Below are 17,933 nucleotides of genomic sequence, written 5' to 3'. Positions count from 1 at the left end.
CTCCCTATGGCGGCAACGGAATTTTTCAGCCGCGTGCGTGTCTACATCGAAGATACGGATGCCGGTGGTGTAGTGTATTACCCCAATTACCTCAAATTTATGGAGCGCGCCCGCAGCGATTTTTTGCGCAAGAACGGTGTTGCTCAAGCGGCCCTGCCCAGCGCTGAACACGCGCTGGTGGTTGCCTCGGCGAGCATCGACTACAAAAAAAGTGCTCGCCTCGACGACGAGCTGTTTATCAGTGCCCGCCCCGTGAAATTAGGCCGCAGTTTTGTGTTGTTTGAACAGCAGCTTTGGCGACAGGGCGCAGGTTTATCTAAGCCGAGCGCTGAGTGCTCTGACACACTCGCCGCTGACGGCTCTGATCCAGCTGCTAAAGGCTTTGATTTGATTGCTAAAGGCTCTGATTTAATCGCTGAGGGCTATGATCTAATCGCTGAAGGCTTTGAATTGATCGCTGAGGGCTCTATCCGCATAGTCTGTGTCGACAGGGTGAGCTTTAAGCCTAAGGCGTTTACGCCGCAGTTGGCGAATATTCTCCGTGCGCATTTACCCCAATTAAATTCTATTACTTCTGAATCAGGAGAGACCGAGGCATGAGCCAGGATCCCTTATCTATTTGGCATTTAATCAGTGGCGCCAGCTTATTGGTGCAGTTGGTGATGCTTATTCTTGTGCTCGCATCGGTGTTGAGCTGGGCCATTATTGTGCAGCAGGGCTCGTACCAGCGCCGGGCAAAAAAACTATTTCGCCACTTTGAAAGTCACTTTTGGTCCGGCGTCGATTTAACTCAGTTGTATCGCAGTGGCAATGGTGACGAGCGCATAGACGGCGCAGAGAATATCTTTCGCGCCGGCTTTAAAGAGTTTTCGCGCTTGCGTCAGCAGGGCAGTGCCGATGCCGACGCCGTGATGGAGGGTACGCAGCGGGCAATGCGTGTAGCCGTCAGTCGCGAAGAAGAAAAACTCGAAAACAACCTGCCGTTTTTGGCCAGTGTCGCCTCTGTCAGCCCCTATATCGGTTTATTTGGTACGGTGTGGGGCATTATGAACAGCTTTCGCGGTCTTGCTAGTCAGCATCAGGCGACTTTGGCGACGGTAGCGCCGGGTATTTCCGAAGCCCTGGTGGCGACAGCGATGGGCCTATTTGCAGCGATACCCGCAGTGCTTGCGTACAACCGTTTTTCTGCCAATGCCGATGCCTTGGTCAGCGCTTACCAAACATTTTCTGAAGAGTTTTCATCCATTCTGCATCGTCAGGTTCACAGCAAGTAGGGCGCAGCGATGGCGACAAAAAAAAAGCACAAGCCGATGGCGGAAATCAACGTCGTACCTTATATCGACGTGATGCTTGTTCTGCTTATTATTTTTATGGTCACCGCACCGCTTTTGATGCAAGGGGTCAAGGTCGAGTTGCCGCAGGCGCCATCTAAACCGCTCGATAAAAAAGAGGCGGAGCCATTAATTGTGTCCATTAAACAAGATGGCAGTTTGTACCTTAATACCGGCAAACAACAAAAGGTCGCAAAACCGCTGAAAGACATTGCCGATACCGTGGCTAAGGTGCTGCGCAATAAACCCGATACGCCCATTCTTGTCTGGGGTGATCAAAAAGTTGAGTACGGCAAAGTTGTGCAGCTGATGACAGATTTACAAAATGCGGGCGCAGAATCTGTTGGCCTGGTGACAGAACCTTAAGTTGAGTTTGTCCTGTGCCCAGAGATCTTAGCCCACCTCGTTCAGTTTTTAGCTCCGGTGCTTTTGTGCTCAGCCTGGTGGCGCACCTGTTGTTGGGCGGAGTGTTCTTGTTTGTTTGGAAAGGTGAGCAAGAGGCAAAGCGTATTACGCCGCCGCCGCGCTATATCGAAGCTAAGTTGGTTAAGTTAAAGCCCGAAACCAAAAAAATACAAAAAAAAGCGCAGCCCAAAAAAGTGGATTTGACCAAAAAGAAGAAACCTGCGCCGCCTAAAAAAGCACCGGTTGTGGAGAAAAAAGCCCCGAAAAAAACGCCGGATCAGGACAAGCTAAAACAGCAGGAGCTTGAGAAGAAAAAGCGTGAACAGCAAAAACAAGAACAAGAGCGCCAGCGTATGCTCGAGCTTGAGCAGGCGCTTAAAGATGAGCAGCTCGCCGTCGCTGAACAAGAGCAAGAGCTCGAAGCGCAGAGCTACATAGCCGCAATTAGTCAGCGCATCGAGCAAAACTGGAGCCGGCCGCCGTCGGCGCGCAATGGCATGCGCTGTGAACTGCTTATTACATTGGTGCCGACCGGGCGGGTAGTGAATGTCGCGGTGGTTGAGACGAGCGGCAACGCCGCTTTTGATCGCTCGGCGGAGCAGGCGGTGCAAAAAGCGGAAGAGTTTCCGGAAATAAAAACTATGTCGGCGCAGGTGTTTGAGAAGTATTATCGACAGCTGCGTTTGGTGTTTAACCCTCAGGATTTAAGACAGTGAGATTAATTAAAAGCTTTAGTGCACTGGTTTTGTGTGTAATTTGCGCAAGCGAGGCACTTGCGCAAATTACGATTGAAATTACTCAGGGCATGGACGATCCAACACCGATTGCGGTGGTGCCGTTTGCCGGTATTAAACCGAAGTCCGACGACAATATTCGCAATATTGTCAGCAACGATTTGCAAATGAGTGGCTTTTTTCACTCGATTCCCACCGCAGATATGCTCGCGTTTCCGAGCTCCGAGCAGGATATTTATTATCGCGACTGGCGCCTGCTTGGCGCAGCTTATATTGTTATTGGCCGCGTCTATCAGGACGGCGAGCTCTACGCGCTCGACTACCAGCTGTTTGACGTGTTGGCCCAGCGCAAAGTCTTTCAGAAGGTGACAAAAGGGCGCGCCGAGGCGATACGCGATATTGCCCACGCCGCCAGTGATCAAATCTACGAGGCGATTACGAATATTCGCGGTATTTTTTCTACCAAGATGCTTTATGTCGAAGATATGAATGTCGAGGGCCCGACGCGTTATCGCCTTGTCAAAGCGGATATCGATGGCGCCCGCCCTGAAATATTATTTAAGTCGTCCGAGCCGCTAATGAGCCCGGCGTGGTCGCCGTCGATGAACCAGGTGGCCTATGTCAGTTTTGAAACCTCGCGGCCGGCAATTTTTCGTCACGATTTGGTCAGTGGTGTGCGCGAACAGCTGACAAATTTTCGCGGCCTCAATGGCGCCCCGGCGTGGTCGCCCGATGGTAGCAAGCTTGCATTTGTGTTATCGAAAGACGGCAACCCCGAACTCTACACTTTGGATTTGGCGACAAAAAAATTAACGAGGGTGACACACAACCGTGCTATCGATACCGAACCCAATTGGTCGCCCGATGGGAAATCCCTGATTTTTACGTCAAATCGAGGCGGAAGTCCGCAAATATATCAAATAGGGCTTGCCAGCGGGCGCGTAGAACGCTTAACCTTCGACGGTGATTACAATGCGCGCGGAAGGGTTAGTCCAGACGGGCGCAGTATTGTGATGGTGCACCGGGAAAGTGGGGTTTTCCACATTGCCTGGCAGGATATAGCCAGTGGGCGGATGCGAGTGCTGACCGAAACTTGGTTGGATGAATCGCCGACAATAGCACCAAATGGCGCGATGTTGCTGTACGCGACGCAGTACAACAATCAGGGGGTACTGGCAGCAGTATCTATGGATGCCGGTTTGAAGTTTAGACTGCCATCTAAAAAAGGGGACGTTCGCGAACCGGCTTGGTCGCCGTTTGTGAATTAAACCAACTAAAGAAAACGAGTTTCGATAGCCGCGATTTAACAGGGTTAAAGGGACTGCACAAAGTTTCGACTTGCTTTAAAAAAATACCGGGAGTGATCTAATGGTTAAATCATTTAAAACTGCAATGACTGCAGCAACTCTGGCTGCGCTGGTAGCCTGTTCTTCAAACCAAGAAGCAGAAGATACTTCTGACGCCGACGCTGCCGCCGCTGCTGAAGCTGCTGCTGCCGAAGCTGCCGCTGCTGCTGAAGCCGCCGAAAAACAAAAGTGCGCCTCTGCCGCAAGTGTTTTCTACTTTGATTTTGACCAGAGCCTGCTGACTGCTAACTCTCGTGCAGCGCTGTTGGTTCAAGCTGAGTGCCTGAAAAAATACACCTCTTCAGTTCGTTTAGAAGGCCACGCTGATGAGCGCGGTAGCCGCGAATACAACATGGCTCTCGGCGAGCGCCGTGCCAACGCTGTACGCGACTTTTTAGTACTGAACGGTGTCGCCGCTGCCGACATCGAAACTGTTAGCTACGGTGAAGAGCGTCCTGCCAAGACTGGCAGCAACGAAGCTTCCTGGGCTGCTAACCGTCGCGTTGAACTCAAGTAATTTTATTCATCAATGATGAGTAAGCTTCCAGTAGCCGTTGCCCTTTGGGCAGCGGCTTCTTTCGTTTTGGCTCAGGTCGAAGTTGTTGACCGGCCCGTCTCTGAGCCCACTAGCGAACAAGCCCAAGACAGTGCCATTGAGCGACCTGTCGCTCAAACCGCAGCGCCTGCCAGCAACAATATTGCAGAGTTGTTTTACCAAATCCAGCTCATGCAGCAGGAATTGATGGAGCTGCGTGGCCAGGTCGACGAGCAAAACCACCTGATCAAACAGTTAAAGCAGCAGCGCCTCGACGACTATGTCGACCTCGACAGGCGCATCGCAGAACTGGGTCAGGCGGCGCCAGCACCTGCCGGCGCGACACGCAGCCCCGCTGCAAGTTCGTCGTCGCTGCCTGTAGCGAGCCAACAAGCTGCGCAAGCGGGGCAGGCCGACAGTGCCTCGGAAATGGCTCACTACAAAAGTGCAACCAAGCTGATCTTAGTTGAGAAAAACTACGATGCCGGCGTTGCGCGTTTGCAGGAGCATTTAACGCTGTACCCCAAAGGCCGCTATGCCGGTAATTCAATGTATTGGCTCGGAGAGGTTCACCTCGCCAAGTCAGAGTTGCCCGAGGCGCGCCAGTGGTTCGAGCGTTTACTGGCTGAATTCCCTCTGCACAGTAAGGCAAACGACGCCAAATACAAATTGGCGACCGTGTTACATCAGCAGGGTGACGACAGTCAGGCCAAAGCTTTATTGCAGGAAGTCTCGATCAGCAATAGCAGCGCCGCAAAGCTGGCACAAAATTATCTTCGCGAGAATTTCTAAGCCGCTTTGATGTGCTTGTGTTTGTAGTAAGGGGCTCTGTCGAGCTCCTTTTTACCCGGGCTTATCTCGCTGGCTGAGTTTGTTTTAGCTCTCGCGCTTTGTGCTAATAGCCGCTAGAATCCGCGCTTTTGCATGAGGTCAGCTATGACTGAGCGCAGTTTGCGTATTACTGAAATGTTCTTGTCGCTACAGGGGGAGGCCTTGGCCGCTGGCCTGCCGACAAGTTTTGTGCGCCTGACCGGCTGCCCTTTGCGCTGTCACTACTGCGATTCAGAATACGCTTTTCACGGCGGTGAGCGCCTGGACTTTGAGCAAATTTTTGCCCGCTTAGACGAGTTTGGCGCGCGCCAAGTGTGTGTGACCGGCGGTGAGCCGCTTGCCCAGCCGGCTTGTCTGACACTTCTAAGCGAGCTGAGTAAGCGCGCTTATCAAGTTTCGCTGGAAACCAGTGGCGCGATGGATATTGCCGGTGTTGACGAGCGTGTCAGTGTGGTTATGGATTTGAAAACTCCGGATTCCGGTGAGCTCGAGCGCAATCGCTGGCAAAATATCGAGCTGCTTAAACCGAGCGACCAGCTCAAATTTGTTATTTGCTCTGAGCGGGACTTTGCCTGGGCGGAGTTAAAAATTCGCGAGCTGAATTTGTGTGAGCGAGTAGCTGCGGTGCTGATATCACCGAGCTTTAATCAAGTTGATCCGAGTCAGTTGGCGCAGTGGGTCATCGACTCAGGTCTGAATCTGCGTTTTCAGCTGCAACTGCACAAGCTTTTATGGGGCGATAAGCCGGGAGTTTGATATGAGTGCAAATAAACGAGCGGTTGTGCTGAGCTCCGGTGGTCTGGACTCAACCACGGTTATTGCCATCGCCCAAAAAGAGGGCTACGACTGCTTTAGTTTGAGCTTTGACTACGGCCAGCGCCATCGCTCAGAGCTCGCTGCTGCAGATAGAGTTAGCGCGGCGATGGGGGTTGTTGAGCATAAAACCGTCGGCCTCGACTTGCGCTCGATTGGCGGTTCGGCATTGACAGATGCCAGCATCGACGTGCCCGAGACGGAATCTGAAGGCATTCCTGTTACGTATGTGCCGGCGCGCAATACGGTGTTTTTATCGATTGCGCTCGGCTGGGCAGAGGTACTCGGTGCCGAGGCTATTTTTATCGGCGTCAATGCGGTTGATTACAGCGGCTACCCCGATTGCCGGCCCGAATATTTAAGTGCCTATGCAACGATGGCGGCGCTGGCGACAAAAGCCGGTGTTGAAGGACGCCCGATCGAGCTCAAGGCGCCGCTGCTAAAGCTGTCAAAGGCTGAAATTGTGCGCCGGGGTATTGAGCTCGGTGTTGATTACGCGTTAACCGTTAGTTGTTATCAGGCCAACGAAGCCGGTGAAGCCTGTGGCAAATGCGATAGTTGCCGCTTGCGCGCCGAGGGCTTTAAGGCCGCCGGTATCGCCGACCCAACCCGCTATCAGGCGTGATGGCGGCCGATGAATTTGAGGCCGTCTGCTGCAGTTAAGGCCGCAGGCAAGCTTGTTTAAAAAAGTGCAATAAAGCGCTTGTGTTTTCAGGTTAAATCATTACTATATGCGCCTCTTTGAGGCAGCTGGCAAAACATCGCTAGCACGCTAAGCGCTTTAAAAGACCTAGCTGTGTGCTCAGGCTCGATTCACCAAGATCGATCAGCGCTGGTGCAACCTACTGTGTTGCGCAATACATTGTTAAAGAATTATGGGTCGTTAGCTCAGTTGGTAGAGCAGTTGGCTTTTAACCAATTGGTCACTGGTTCGAATCCAGTACGACCCACCATAGTCAAGGAAACAATTAAGCTGTTTCCTTTGAGAAAAAGGCCACCTTTGGGTGGCCTTTTTTGTTTCGGTATAATGCTAAGCAAATCCACGACTGCCTTTCTTATGACAGAGACTGCCCCCACTCCCCAAGCGCTGCGCGAGCAGGTTAAGCACTTCTTAGATCAGGCCTTAGCTGAAAAGCACGAGCGGCCCAAAAATGCCGAAGCGTTAAAGGGAGAGATCAAAACCCTGCTTGAGCGCGAAAACGCCGTGCTTGTGGCTCACTATTACTGTGACCCTGAAATACAGGCCCTGGCAGAAGAGACCGGCGGCTGTGTGGCCGACTCGTTAGAAATGGCTCGTTTTGGTCAAAACCACGAAGCCGAGACTCTAATTGTCGCCGGGGTAAAGTTTATGGGGGAGACCGCCAAAATTTTATCTCCGGAAAAACGCGTGTTGATGCCGACACTCGAGGCGACCTGCTCGCTTGATTTGGGCTGCCCGGCAAAAGAGTTTGCCGAATTCTGTGATCAGCACCCCGAGCGAACCGTTGTTGTTTACGCCAACACCTCGGCGGCCGTTAAGGCGCGAGCCGATTGGGTGGTGACATCGAGCATTGCTTTAAAGGTTGTTGATTATCTCGATAAAAAAGGCGAGAAAATACTGTGGGCGCCGGATAAACACCTGGGCTCCTACGTTGCCAAAGAGACGGGCGCCGATGTACTGCTTTGGGATGGTGCCTGCATTGTTCACGAAGAGTTTAAGGCTCAGGGTTTACTCGAGCTAAAAGCTCAGTACCCCGATGCCGCAGTGCTTGTGCATCCCGAGTCGCCAGCCCCAGTGGTTGAGTTGGCCGATGCCGTAGGCTCCACTTCTCAGCTTATTCAGGCGACGGCGACGCTGCCGAACCCGCAGTTTATTGTTGCCACCGATCAGGGCATTTTCTACAAGATGCAGCAGGCTTGCCCGGACAAAGAGCTGATTATTGCGCCGACAGGCGGCAGTGGTGCCAGTTGTCGCAGCTGCGCAAATTGCCCGTGGATGGCAATGAACGAGCTCGAGCGCCTCGCCGCTGTTTTTGACAAAGCAGATAATGAAATTGAGGTTGATGCCGAGCTTGCTAAACAAGCGCTACTGCCTCTGCAGCGCATGCTCGACTTCAAAGCATAATTAACAAGCGGTTATAAAATGGTCTTAGAACCATTTTATGCGTTATAAGTGCGCATGCGTATTTACAATTTGTAAAAACGTGGTGCGCAGCATGCCCCGTTTTTTTCACCTTTTTATTCTTTTTTTCTTTTTTGGTCGCTTATTGAGCGTCGCCAGTGCGTAACTGGTGCATTTTCTGTATTTTTCTAATTCTTTTTTATTAAGTTTGTTTTTGTGGCACAAGCCCTGCAAAGCGAGTCCTATTGCAATAACGCTTAATGGATCTTTGAGGGGCGGTTTGTGTTTGACACGCTTATGGGAAAATATAGAAACATTGTTGTTTCGATTGCTCTGTTCCTATTACTTGATGCGTCAGTTCTGACGTTAAACTTTTATATCAGTTTTGAAATTGCCGACGATGCAGTTGGAGTGAACTTAAGTGGTCGCCAGCGTATGTTGAGTCAGCGCATGGTAAAAAGTTTGCACGATATTCAATACAGCGCCGGGGATGAGCAAGCCCGGCAGCGCGCACTTGATGAGCTCGATTTAACTCAGCGTCTATTTTCGTCGACCTTAAATGCTTTTGACCAAGGCGGTGAAGCGATCGGTGCCGATGGCAGTGAGGTTGTGCTGGAGGCGGCCAACAGTTCAGCTGCGCGTTTGGCAATTGTCGAAGCAAAAGAAATCTGGCAGCCCTACAGTACACTTATCAATGCCGTGCTGAATGCCGACGGTGAGCTCGCCTTAAATCAAGCGCTGATGCCGGCGCTGGCCTACGCCCGCGCGAACAATTTGGCTTTGCTCAAGCTTATGAATAATTTAACGGTTGAACTTGAGCACGTCGCAACCTCAAAGGCGACGCGCCTGCGCTGGATTCAAACCGTCGGTATTACTTTAGCGATTATTAACTTCTTAATTATTCTTGTGCATTTTCTCGGGCAGCTGCGCGAGTCCGATAAACAAATTGAAAGTGCGCGTAAAGAAACCACGGAAATTCTTGAAACCGTCGGCGAAGGCCTGTTTCTACTCGATAAAGAGCGCATTATCAGCTCGCAGTATTCACGAGCACTAGAAACCATGTTTGTGCGCAAAGAGCTCGGTGGTTTGAGCCTTGAAGCTTTACTTGAAAGCATGGTTAGCGATAAAGATTTGCGCACTGCTCAGCGTTTTATTGCTTTGCTTTTTCGCGAGGATATCAAAAGTAATCTTATTGGCGATCTAAACCCGTTAAAAGAAATTGAGGTAAATATCAGCGATAACCAAGGGCACTATTTAACCAAGTACTTTAGTTTTACCTTCGAGCGTGTTTACGACGACGGAAAAATAAAAGACATACTAGTGACTGTTGTTGATGTTAGTGAAAAAGTTCGCCTCGAGCGCGAACTGGCTTTGAGTAAAGAGCAAAACGAAAGGCAGATCGAAGTACTTACCAGCATATTGCACGCAAACCCCGATTTGCTGAAGCTGTATTTAAAACAGGTCGAAGAGGCCGCCGACGATGTCAATACGATCCTTAGAGAACCGAGTAAAGGTCATGTTGCGTTAAAACGAAAACTCGATCAGATCTTTGTGGCGATACACCGTATTAAGGGGGAGGCCTCAGCTTTGAACCTCGAAAGTTTTGAGGAGCTCACACACGAGTTTGAACTCAATATCAAAGATGTACACGGCAAAGATAATATTACCGGAGACGACTTTCTGCCTTTGGTTGTGCGCCTGGAAAAACTAGTAAAACACACCGAGTCGGTACAGGTACTGACGGCGAAACTCGGTGCATTTTCAAGCGGGGCCAAGGCGCCTGCTCGCAGCGAGTCGATAAGCAGTGATTGGCATCACCTCGAGGACCTGCTAAACAAAAGCAGTTTGCGCTGTGGCAAGCAGGTGCAACTGTTTACCAGTGGCCTGTCGGAAGTGCCGATGAGCAAAGAGCTGTCCGGCCTGCTCAGCGACTTTGCTATACAAGGTATCCGCAATGCCGTTGCCCACGGCATCGAGACACCAAGCGAGCGCGAGCAATTGAATAAAGATATCGAGGGCAAAATCGAGCTGCGCCTTAGCCAGTCTTCGAAAGGCGAGCTTGAGTTTGTGGTCAAAGATGATGGCGGCGGTATTGATATTGACCGTATCCGGGAAAAAGCCGCCGAGCTCGGCATCGCCTCGGAGACAGAGCTGGAATCCTGGAGTGCCAAGCGTCTGACCTCGCTGATTTTTGAGCCGGGCTTTAGCACCGCGGCCGAGCACACGATGGATGCAGGTACCGGTGCGGGCATGGATTTACTGCGCCAGCGTGTCAACGCCATGCGCGGGCGTATTCGCATTGCCAGTCGCAGCGGCCACGGCACCAAGATATCGGTGTTTTTACCGGCGCCTGCGGCGGTATCTGAAGCGGCTTAGCCGGATACGGCTGAGCTCGCACTTGTTATTTAGCCTGATTTTTTGTTTGAGCTAAGCTCGCCGCTGCGCAGCTTAGCCTCCTTTGTTCAAGGTAGATTTATGTTAAAACTGATGATCGTCGATGATAGCAATATCATTCGGCGAAAGATTGAGCGCAGCGCTGATGCCGCGCGTTTTGATGTTGTTGGCATGGCACGCAACGGCGCAGAAGCGGTAGCAATGCTCAAGCGAACCGATGCCGAAGTCGTGACCATGGACTTAACGATGCCGGAAATGGACGGCATTGAATGTGTTGAACGCATCACTGCTATTAAGCCCGAAACACGCATCCTTGTGGTGTCGGCACTTAGTGATGTTGAAACCGGCATTCTCGCTTTGGAAAAAGGCGCGCGCGGTTTTTTGTGTAAGCCATTTAGCAGTGAACAATTAAACGATGCTCTTGGAGAGCTGGTGGAGGGCATTGATGTCTGAAGATACGCTTAAAATTTTTATCAATGGTGTGCTCAATTATTTTCAGCACACCTCCGACAAAGATGTCAAAGTGGGTGCGCCCTACCTGGTTGAAAATAGAGATCCGACCTGCTTTGATTACACCGGCATTATCGGTGTTAGCGGGCCCTACAAAGGCACCGTCTATTTCACCGCGCCAAAGATCCTACTGACTCACCTGTTGCTGAGCCTCGGCGAGCAGGATACCAGCAACGAAAATATCATGGATATTGTTGGTGAAGTTGCCAACACCATCAGCGGTAACGCCCGCTCTGAGTTTGGCCAGGAGTTTATGATCAGCGTGCCGGTAATGATTGAAGGCGACGGCAGCAAAATCCAATTGCCCGAGCAGCTGCGCTCTTACGTTATTCCTATCTACTGGAAAGCCTATAGCGCGGCAGTAGTAATTTGCTTGGAAAACGTCTGATCGTAGGATGGGCGTTTTCTTTCTTCCGGTCTAACCCGAAAATATGTGTTTTTTCATCCTAATATATCTATTTTGTTAGGATGGATCTTGATGCGTGCCTGTGTAGTGCTTAAACTGTGCTCATTGAATAAGCCAGATTGAGTTTACAGGCCGTGTCTATTTCCCGCGACAACAGTGTTTTTTGCCCAGCCGTTCCAGGCTGTGCGATGCTGTCTGCCTGTTTTTCCGCGCTGGCTCGCAGTCTTAGTCTAGGCTGTCGACTTATCTAGCTGATTCAGTGGCTTCTTGGTTGTCTGTAAAGAAGTTGTTTGAATCAGCGCTCCAATATTTGCTTTGAATTAGCTGTTGTTACACGTTTGTTCAATACAGCTCTAAGCAAGCGTTTCTATGCACAATCCATATAAACCGTATTCACAAAGATGAGCTTGGCCAAAAGCGAAGCCTATAGGAAAAAACCATGTCTAAAGACAAGTTAGTGATTTTTGATACGACGCTGCGCGATGGTGAACAAAGCCCCGGCGCGTCGATGACTCGCGATGAAAAAGTCCGCATCGCCAAAATGCTTGAGAAAATGCGCGTCGATGTTATTGAGGCCGGCTTTGCTATTGCCAGCCCCGGTGATTTTGAAAGTGTCAAAGCGGTGGCCGAAGCCGTGCGTGAAAGCACGGTCTGTAGTTTGGCCCGCGCCGTTGATGCCGACATTGACCGGGCGGCCGAAGCGTTGAAAAACGCCGAGCGCTCGCGCATTCACACCTTTATTGCGACGTCGCCGATCCATATGAAATACAAACTGCGTATGGAGCCGGACGCAGTACTTGAGCGTGCGATTCACGCCGTAAAGCGCGCGCGAAATTACACCGGCGATGTTGAGTTCAGCCTCGAAGACGGTTCGCGTTCAGAGTTTGACTTTATGTGCCGCATTGTCGAAGCGGCGATTGATGCCGGTGCCGGCACCATCAATATTCCCGATACCGTCGGTTACGGCGAACCGGGCGAGTACGGCGCCATGTTTAAGCGCTTGATCGAGGCGGTGCCCAATGCCGATAAAGCAATTTTCTCAACCCACTGTCACAACGATTTAGGGCTCGCGGTGGCGAATTCGCTGTCTGCGGTGATGAACGGGGTGCGCCAGATTGAATGCACCATCAACGGCCTCGGTGAGCGCGCCGGAAACGCGGCCTTGGAAGAGGTGGTGATGGCCGTGCGCACACGCAAGGATTTGTACCCGGTTGAAACGGCTATTCAAACCGAGCATATCGTGCCGACCTCGCGCTTGGTCAGCACTGTCACGGGGTTTCCTGTGCAGCCGAATAAAGCCATCGTTGGCGCCAATGCTTTTGCGCACGAGAGCGGCATTCACCAAGATGGGGTGCTTAAGCACCGCGAAACTTACGAGATAATGAAAGCCGAAGATGTCGGCTGGAATACCAATAAAATTGTTCTCGGCAAGCACAGCGGCCGCGCGGCGGTAAAAGCGCGCTTTGAAGATCTTGGCATCAGCTTTGATTCTCAAGACGCTTTAAATTTAGCGTTTGCGCGCTTTAAAGAGCTGGCCGATAAAAAACACGAAATCTTTGACGAAGACTTGCAAGCTCTGGTCTCATCCTCGTCTCACAAGGACATGGCTGAGAAATTCCTGTTGGTTGATATGGAAGTGAGCTCAAAAACTGGCCAAAAGCCTCATGCGCAATTGAGTTTGCAAGTTGACGGCAAAGATGTGAAAACCAGCTCCGATGGCAGTGGCCCGGTTGATGCCGCCTACAAAGCTGTTGAAGCCGTTGCTGAAAGCCGGGCTGATCTGCAGCTGTATTCAGTCAACGCCATTACTCAGGGTACGGATTCTCAGGGCGAGGTCACGGTTCGCCTTGAAAAAGACGGCCATATTGTCAACGGTGTTGGCTCTGATACCGATATTGTTGTGGCTTCGGTGAAGGCTTATTTAATGGCGCTGAATTTACTGTCGGCGCCGGCCAGCAAAAGTCACCCTCAGCACGACGGCGTGTAGAACGCGTGTAATTGTTGGCAAGTTTTGCAGCGCCCCCTAACTCGCTGCAGCGCAGTTTAGGGGGCGCTTTCCTGTTACACTGGCGCCATGAATGAACTATCCCGTATGCACTACCTCGATGCCATGGGCATCGAAAGTTTTGTGCCGCGGCGCTTATTACTCAACAGCGCCGCTGCTCGCGCCTGCCCACTGCCGATAAAGATTGTCGACACAGAGCATGAGGCGCAACAACGTGCTCAATCTTATAATTCATCGCCTGGCTCAGCGCCTGATACGGCGCAAGACAGTGGTGCAACGGCCTCAGGCCTAACGGGCCCAACCGCGCTTAGCAGCGTCCTGCAGTCTCTTACTGGCGAGCCTGACAAAAAACCAGCTGCCGCCAAGCGTTCAGCACCGCAAGCAGCACAGGCCATTGCCGAAGCCCCCGCGGCGCCTTTTAATAGCGAGTCTTACTCTTCACTATCCACTACAGATGCTGATAAAGAGCCTTCTGCCAATACAGAGTCATCGGCTAATAAAGAGCCTTTAGCTAATAAAGAGCCTTCAGCCCATGAAGAGCCCTCAGCGAATAAAGAGCCCTCCGGCCCGGAAAAAACAGCAACACCCGCAGAAGCTGAGTTTCAGCTTGCCCTTTACAGCGCGGCGCAGCTGCAATTTATTGATAGCCAGCAGCCCGGTGATGCGCTGCCGACGCAAGCGCTTTTACACGCCGTGTTAAAGCGCTGTCTGGCTGTCACCGAACTCCCGTCGATGGAGCTTCAGCGCTGGCCGTTAGAGGGCACTGCGCTTGAAGATAGAACCTGGCAGGCGGCGGCGAATATGATGTTTGATTTTTTTGACAGCCGTTTTCACCGGCAGCCGCCAAAAGCTTTTGTGGCAATGGGCGCGGACGCCGCCCGGCTCTTGTTAGCGCCCCAGCGCGATATCGCATCGTTTGATACGATGTGTTTTTCGCTGCAGCACAGCCCTTCGTATCAGCTGCCGGTATTACTGTTACCTGCACTTAGAGACTTGCTCTATCAGCCGCGTCTGAAAGCCCGTTTGTGGCAGGCCCTGACGCTCGTTGCCAAGCTGTGATGAGAGCTGAACTTTGCCACTGGCAGAGCGAAGATGTCGATGCGTTAGCTCGCTTAGAGTCAGCTGCGTCACCACACGGCTGGTCGCGTCAGGCGCTTGAGCAGGCAAGCTTGGCCCCCAAACGGCTGCGCTTAGCTATGGTTTCTGAAGGCCATTGGTTGGCCCACGCTGTTTTTAGTTTTGTCGCCGATGAAGCCGAGCTGCTAATTATTTCCGTGCATCCAGCGCATCGCGGCCAGGGTTTGGCTCAAGCTTTAATTCGCGCAGCTATCGATGAGCTGGGGCCAACGATCAATTCGGTTTTTCTGGAGCTTCGGGCGAGCAATGACGCCGCTAAAGCTCTGTATAACAAGCTCGGCTTTAGTCTGTGCGGCCGGCGTAAAAACTACTACCGCAGCGGTGTTGCAGATGGCCGTCGTGAAGATGCGCTGCTGATGAGGCTTGACCTAAAACAGGCCCGGGCAAACACAGAGCGAGTCTAAGTCTGACGGCTGTGCGACTTAAACTCGCCTGTTCTGTTGTTTTTAGTTGTTGTTTGGTCTCTTTTTTAAATCGGGCTCAAGCCAGTACCAGTATCAGTACCAGTAACACTAACACTAAAAGTGCCAGCCCAACTGCAGGGCAAGCGAGTTAAAGTCCAAAAACAGATCCGGCTGCACAGAGCCGTCTTGTTCATCGGGCAGTTTGTCTCTGGCCAGCCCTTCACCGCGGCGCAATTCGGCTTTGAGGCTGAGTTTGTCTTGCCATACAAAAGCGCCGAGCGATGCGCCAAAGTAGTAACCGTTTTGCGGATAACCACTGTCCAGGCTGGCCGCGCCGATATAGGCACCAGTGTAAAAACGTTCGCTAAAACGCCACTGGTAATCAATCGCGCGAAAGCCTTTTAAGGCCATTGATTCGAGCTCGTAATAATCAAAGCCGGCGCCAAGCCAGTGGCGCTGCTTAGTATCGATGTTGTTGTAGAGCACCAAGCCAAAGCTTGGCGATGAGCCGCTGAGCTCAAGCGTGCCGTCGCTGCCGTCTTGTTGCGGACCCTTATCCTGGCTGCCATCGAACTGCTGAACACCGGCCTGCAGCACAAGCTCGGCGGCGAAGGGTGCCGCTGAGCTCAGTAGCAGGCTAACAGCGATACCGACAATAGCGAGTTGTTTTACCATCTCAGACCTCCGCTAATACGGCTAAAGCTTTCGTCAAAAACGGTCTGGCCGGCACTGATATTGACGTTGAAAATCATTTCGCCGGCAGCCTGGCTGAGTTCCAGCCCCCACTCTTCACCGGTGCTGTAGATGGCGCTGTTTGTTTCTTTGTTGCGTACTTGCCGCCAGGTTGCGGCCACAGACGTTCCTGAGCGCACATCCCAGTAAAGCTTGAGGCTGTCGGTGCTGGCGCCAACGGCCTGGCTGAAGTTTCTCTGCTCGGCGCCCCAGTGGCCGATAATGGCATCCCAATGGCGCAGGCCATCGCCGTAGTTGCCGTTGGTGTACCAGGCGTTTTGCCATTCCCCGTGTTCCCAGTTCAGGGCAAAAAACTTGCCGAGGCGGGGAAGGTTGATGCCGTAAAGCAAGGAGGTATTGCCAAGCAAGCCGCTACTTGAAGCTTCGGAAGTATCTTCGCCGGCGTACTCCATGCTCAAAGCAATGGGGATAATGTGTTCAAAGCTGTAGCTTACGGTAATAGAGCTGACTTGGTTGCCAAAGTCATTGCCCTGGCCGCCTTTGTTGTCCTGCTCATAAGGTTGAAAAAAGGCTTTAATCAGCGTGTTAAAGCTGTCGTCCCTATCGGCGCCGCCATATTGCATTAAGCGGTTAAGGCCGAGCTGAAAACCGTCAAATGGCGCAAAACCTAAGTGCATACCAAACAATCTGGGGTTGCCGCTAAGGCGCTCGGGCGGGTTTTCAGCGCTTAGAATTTTGTCGCTTTCGGACATCTGCTGTAAGAAAATTTCGTAGCTAAAACCGAAGTCTGTCAGCGGTTTAATATTGCTTAAGGTGATGCCTGGCATCGCCGCTGCCTGTGAACTTAGCAGCATGGCGCTGTCTTGCAGCGGGCTCCACCAGTGGCTGCGATAACCGATGTCGGCCTGCAACCAGTCGCTGCCGATGGATAAAAAACTGCCCTCGGCGTACTCGCTCAGTGCATCGCCTTCGCGCTCGCCAGCCATGCCGCCGACATTGACCGCAAATAAATCGTTGACCACCCAATAAGCATTGGCGGAGACCTGGTAGCGCGACTTGCTGTCGTAACCGCGGTTGTTGGGCTCGACATAGGTGGCACCACTGCCGTCGGCAATTTCAGCAGAGACATGGCTCAGGCCGACTTTGTGGCTGTAGCGCTGCAAGTAGTTGCGCACACTTGAGCTTAAGCCCGGGTGGCTGTCTTCAACTTTTTCCATCGCCTGATGAATTAGTTTGACCGGGTAGGGCTTTTTTACCTGAGGCATCTGTGCAACAACAAAGAGTTCGTTGATGCGCCGATCAATCTCGGGCGATACGTTCAGCGGCATATACAAAGAACCGGCGCTGCTGGCGTGCGCAGTAAAAAACAGCGCGGCGGCAAGCAGTGTCTTTGCATGGCGTTTTATTGCTTTGGACATAAATTCGCTTTTTCTCAGTACTTATATTTCCAGTACAACCGGGCAGTGGTCGGAACCCATAATATCGCAGTAAATATCGGCATCAGTAATGCGCTCTTTGAGTGTTGCTGAGCACAAAAAATAATCAATTCTCCAGCCGACATTGCGCGCGCGGGCCTGGGCTCGGTAACTCCACCATGAGTATTTAACTTCTTCGCCGCGCTGTTCGCGAAAACTATCAATAAAACCGGCGTTGATGTAATTGTCCATGCCGTCGATCTCTTCTTGCATGTAACCTGCGGCTTTGTTGTAGTTTTCTTTTGGGCGTTTAAGGTCGATTGCCTGGTGTGCGACATTGAGATCGCCGCAGAGTATCACCGGTTTTTGTTTTTCTAGCTCTTTGAGATAGCTTAAAAACGCCGTGTCCCAACTTTGGCGATAGGCTAATCGTTTGAGCTCGGAGCCCGAGTTAGGGGTATAAACGGTGACTAAAAAGTAGTCGCTGTATTCGGCGCAAATAACGCGGCCTTCCTGGTCGTGCTCGGCAATGCCGATGTCGTAGCTGACCGATAGGGGCTCTTCTTTGCTGATGATGGCCGTACCGCTATAACCTTTCCGCTCGGCGCTGTTGGTGTAAATATGCCAGCCATCAAGCTGCTTGAGAGCCTCGAGGGTTTGCTCGTCCTGCGCTTTGGTTTCTTGTAGGCACAGGACATCGGGCGCCATCGCCTCGAAGCTCTGCATAAAATCTTTTTTCATTACGGCGCGAATGCCGTTAACATTCCACGAAATCAGGCGCATGCTCTGTGTCTATCCCCCTGTAAAAACGCCGCATAGCCTACCTTAACTGGCCCTGTCGGCCAACGGCCAACGGCCCAAAAAGTGAGCTCT

General features: G+C 51.9%; 19 protein-coding genes and 1 tRNA gene. 17 read left to right on the top strand and 3 right to left on the bottom strand.

The features are described 5' to 3' along the window. Positions 1-6: 6 nt before the first annotated feature. From CFK45_RS02240 to rimI, 17 genes are all read left to right on the top strand, one after another. On the top strand, positions 7-600 hold the full coding sequence (locus tag CFK45_RS02240) for a YbgC/FadM family acyl-CoA thioesterase (protein WP_096084758.1): 594 nt from the start codon (positions 7-9) through the stop codon (positions 598-600). Further along, entirely contained in the window at positions 597-1,274 is a 678-nt protein-coding gene (tolQ, locus tag CFK45_RS02235) for a protein TolQ (protein WP_096084757.1), read from the top strand. The genes CFK45_RS02240 and tolQ overlap by 4 nt, the downstream gene beginning before the upstream one ends. 9 nt (positions 1,275-1,283) lie before the next feature. Continuing rightward, the gene (gene tolR, locus CFK45_RS02230; protein ID WP_096084756.1) at positions 1,284-1,697 is read left to right on the top strand and encodes a protein TolR; all 414 of its coding nucleotides are present in this window, start codon (positions 1,284-1,286) and stop codon (positions 1,695-1,697) included. A 14-nt stretch (positions 1,698-1,711) separates the two neighbouring features. Next, complete coding sequence (gene tolA / locus CFK45_RS02225) at positions 1,712-2,452, top strand: cell envelope integrity protein TolA (protein ID WP_143247450.1); 741 nt, start codon at positions 1,712-1,714, stop codon at positions 2,450-2,452. Between the two features lie 5 nt (positions 2,453-2,457). After that, a complete protein-coding gene (gene tolB, locus CFK45_RS02220; protein ID WP_096084901.1) occupies positions 2,458-3,738 on the top strand; it encodes a Tol-Pal system beta propeller repeat protein TolB in 1,281 nt (426 codons plus the stop codon). A gap of 100 nt (positions 3,739-3,838) precedes the next feature. Then, positions 3,839-4,333: a peptidoglycan-associated lipoprotein Pal gene (gene pal, locus CFK45_RS02215; protein WP_096084754.1), complete on the top strand. Its 495-nt coding sequence runs from the start codon at positions 3,839-3,841 to the stop codon at positions 4,331-4,333. Positions 4,334-4,399: 66 nt separating this feature from the next. Continuing rightward, positions 4,400-5,143 carry a YbgF trimerization domain-containing protein gene (locus CFK45_RS02210; protein WP_239923509.1) on the top strand — a complete coding sequence of 248 codons (744 nt, stop codon included), beginning with the start codon at positions 4,400-4,402 and terminating at the stop codon, positions 5,141-5,143. Positions 5,144-5,287: 144 nt separating this feature from the next. Beyond that, positions 5,288-5,938, top strand: a complete 651-nt coding sequence (gene queE, locus CFK45_RS02205) for a 7-carboxy-7-deazaguanine synthase QueE (protein WP_096084752.1) — start codon at positions 5,288-5,290, stop codon at positions 5,936-5,938. A 1-nt stretch (position 5,939) separates the two neighbouring features. Further along, the gene (gene queC / locus CFK45_RS02200) at positions 5,940-6,620 is read left to right on the top strand and encodes a 7-cyano-7-deazaguanine synthase QueC (protein ID WP_096084751.1); all 681 of its coding nucleotides are present in this window, start codon (positions 5,940-5,942) and stop codon (positions 6,618-6,620) included. Between the two features lie 252 nt (positions 6,621-6,872). Continuing rightward, a tRNA-Lys gene (locus tag CFK45_RS02195) sits at positions 6,873-6,948 on the top strand. A 104-nt stretch (positions 6,949-7,052) separates the two neighbouring features. Next, the gene (nadA, locus tag CFK45_RS02190; RefSeq protein WP_158224574.1) at positions 7,053-8,099 is read left to right on the top strand and encodes a quinolinate synthase NadA; all 1,047 of its coding nucleotides are present in this window, start codon (positions 7,053-7,055) and stop codon (positions 8,097-8,099) included. Between the two features lie 279 nt (positions 8,100-8,378). Then, positions 8,379-10,472 carry an ATP-binding protein gene (locus CFK45_RS02185; RefSeq protein WP_096084749.1) on the top strand — a complete coding sequence of 698 codons (2,094 nt, stop codon included), beginning with the start codon at positions 8,379-8,381 and terminating at the stop codon, positions 10,470-10,472. A 99-nt stretch (positions 10,473-10,571) separates the two neighbouring features. Beyond that, positions 10,572-10,943 carry a response regulator transcription factor gene (locus CFK45_RS02180; RefSeq protein ID WP_096084900.1) on the top strand — a complete coding sequence of 124 codons (372 nt, stop codon included), beginning with the start codon at positions 10,572-10,574 and terminating at the stop codon, positions 10,941-10,943. Beyond that, the gene (locus tag CFK45_RS02175; RefSeq protein WP_096084748.1) at positions 10,936-11,388 is read left to right on the top strand and encodes a chemotaxis protein CheX; all 453 of its coding nucleotides are present in this window, start codon (positions 10,936-10,938) and stop codon (positions 11,386-11,388) included. The genes CFK45_RS02180 and CFK45_RS02175 overlap by 8 nt, the downstream gene beginning before the upstream one ends. 457 nt (positions 11,389-11,845) lie before the next feature. Next, positions 11,846-13,393: a 2-isopropylmalate synthase gene (locus CFK45_RS02170; RefSeq protein WP_096084747.1), complete on the top strand. Its 1,548-nt coding sequence runs from the start codon at positions 11,846-11,848 to the stop codon at positions 13,391-13,393. A gap of 87 nt (positions 13,394-13,480) precedes the next feature. Next, entirely contained in the window at positions 13,481-14,470 is a 990-nt protein-coding gene (locus tag CFK45_RS02165) for a hypothetical protein (protein WP_143247449.1), read from the top strand. Next, a complete protein-coding gene (gene rimI / locus CFK45_RS02160) occupies positions 14,470-14,952 on the top strand; it encodes a ribosomal protein S18-alanine N-acetyltransferase (protein WP_096084745.1) in 483 nt (160 codons plus the stop codon). Before CFK45_RS02165 ends, rimI begins: the two co-directional genes overlap by 1 nt. A gap of 114 nt (positions 14,953-15,066) precedes the next feature. On the opposite strand, the gene CFK45_RS02155 is transcribed toward rimI, so the two are convergent. The 3 genes from CFK45_RS02155 to CFK45_RS02145 are packed head-to-tail and all read right to left on the bottom strand — an operon-like array spanning position 15,067 to position 17,843. Beyond that, complete coding sequence (locus CFK45_RS02155) at positions 15,067-15,627, bottom strand: hypothetical protein (RefSeq protein WP_096084744.1); 561 nt, start codon at positions 15,625-15,627, stop codon at positions 15,067-15,069. Beyond that, entirely contained in the window at positions 15,621-17,063 is a 1,443-nt protein-coding gene (locus CFK45_RS02150; protein WP_239923507.1) for a capsule assembly Wzi family protein, read from the bottom strand. The genes CFK45_RS02155 and CFK45_RS02150 overlap by 7 nt, the downstream gene beginning before the upstream one ends. Before the next feature lie 21 nt (positions 17,064-17,084). After that, positions 17,085-17,843: an exodeoxyribonuclease III gene (locus tag CFK45_RS02145; protein WP_096084743.1), complete on the bottom strand. Its 759-nt coding sequence runs from the start codon at positions 17,841-17,843 to the stop codon at positions 17,085-17,087. Positions 17,844-17,933 lie beyond the last annotated feature (90 nt).

Origin of the sequence: Agaribacterium haliotis (assembly GCF_002312815.1) — a bacterium.
Lineage (GTDB): Bacteria > Pseudomonadota > Gammaproteobacteria > Pseudomonadales > Cellvibrionaceae > Agaribacterium > Agaribacterium haliotis.
Note: the sequence above shows the minus strand (reverse complement) of the source record. Positions and strands in the feature narration are given on the sequence as shown.

What these genes read in the sequence shown, in the direction of transcription:
- CFK45_RS02240 (WP_096084758.1), top strand. Translation starts at nt 7, where the DNA reads ATGGCGGCAACGGAATTTTTCAGCCGCGTGCGTGTCTACATCGAAGAT.
- tolQ (WP_096084757.1), top strand. Translation starts at nt 597, where the DNA reads ATGAGCCAGGATCCCTTATCTATTTGGCATTTAATCAGTGGCGCCAGC.
- tolR (WP_096084756.1), top strand. Translation starts at nt 1,284, where the DNA reads ATGGCGACAAAAAAAAAGCACAAGCCGATGGCGGAAATCAACGTCGTA.
- pal (WP_096084754.1), top strand. Translation starts at nt 3,839, where the DNA reads ATGGTTAAATCATTTAAAACTGCAATGACTGCAGCAACTCTGGCTGCG.
- queE (WP_096084752.1), top strand. Translation starts at nt 5,288, where the DNA reads ATGACTGAGCGCAGTTTGCGTATTACTGAAATGTTCTTGTCGCTACAG.
- queC (WP_096084751.1), top strand. Translation starts at nt 5,940, where the DNA reads ATGAGTGCAAATAAACGAGCGGTTGTGCTGAGCTCCGGTGGTCTGGAC.
- nadA (WP_158224574.1), top strand. Translation starts at nt 7,053, where the DNA reads ATGACAGAGACTGCCCCCACTCCCCAAGCGCTGCGCGAGCAGGTTAAG.
- CFK45_RS02180 (WP_096084900.1), top strand. Translation starts at nt 10,572, where the DNA reads ATGTTAAAACTGATGATCGTCGATGATAGCAATATCATTCGGCGAAAG.
- CFK45_RS02175 (WP_096084748.1), top strand. Translation starts at nt 10,936, where the DNA reads ATGTCTGAAGATACGCTTAAAATTTTTATCAATGGTGTGCTCAATTAT.
- CFK45_RS02170 (WP_096084747.1), top strand. Translation starts at nt 11,846, where the DNA reads ATGTCTAAAGACAAGTTAGTGATTTTTGATACGACGCTGCGCGATGGT.
- CFK45_RS02165 (WP_143247449.1), top strand. Translation starts at nt 13,481, where the DNA reads ATGAATGAACTATCCCGTATGCACTACCTCGATGCCATGGGCATCGAA.
- rimI (WP_096084745.1), top strand. Translation starts at nt 14,470, where the DNA reads ATGAGAGCTGAACTTTGCCACTGGCAGAGCGAAGATGTCGATGCGTTA.
- CFK45_RS02155 (WP_096084744.1), bottom strand. Translation starts at nt 15,627, where the DNA reads ATGGTAAAACAACTCGCTATTGTCGGTATCGCTGTTAGCCTGCTACTG.
- CFK45_RS02150 (WP_239923507.1), bottom strand. Translation starts at nt 17,063, where the DNA reads ATGTCCAAAGCAATAAAACGCCATGCAAAGACACTGCTTGCCGCCGCG.
- CFK45_RS02145 (WP_096084743.1), bottom strand. Translation starts at nt 17,843, where the DNA reads ATGCGCCTGATTTCGTGGAATGTTAACGGCATTCGCGCCGTAATGAAA.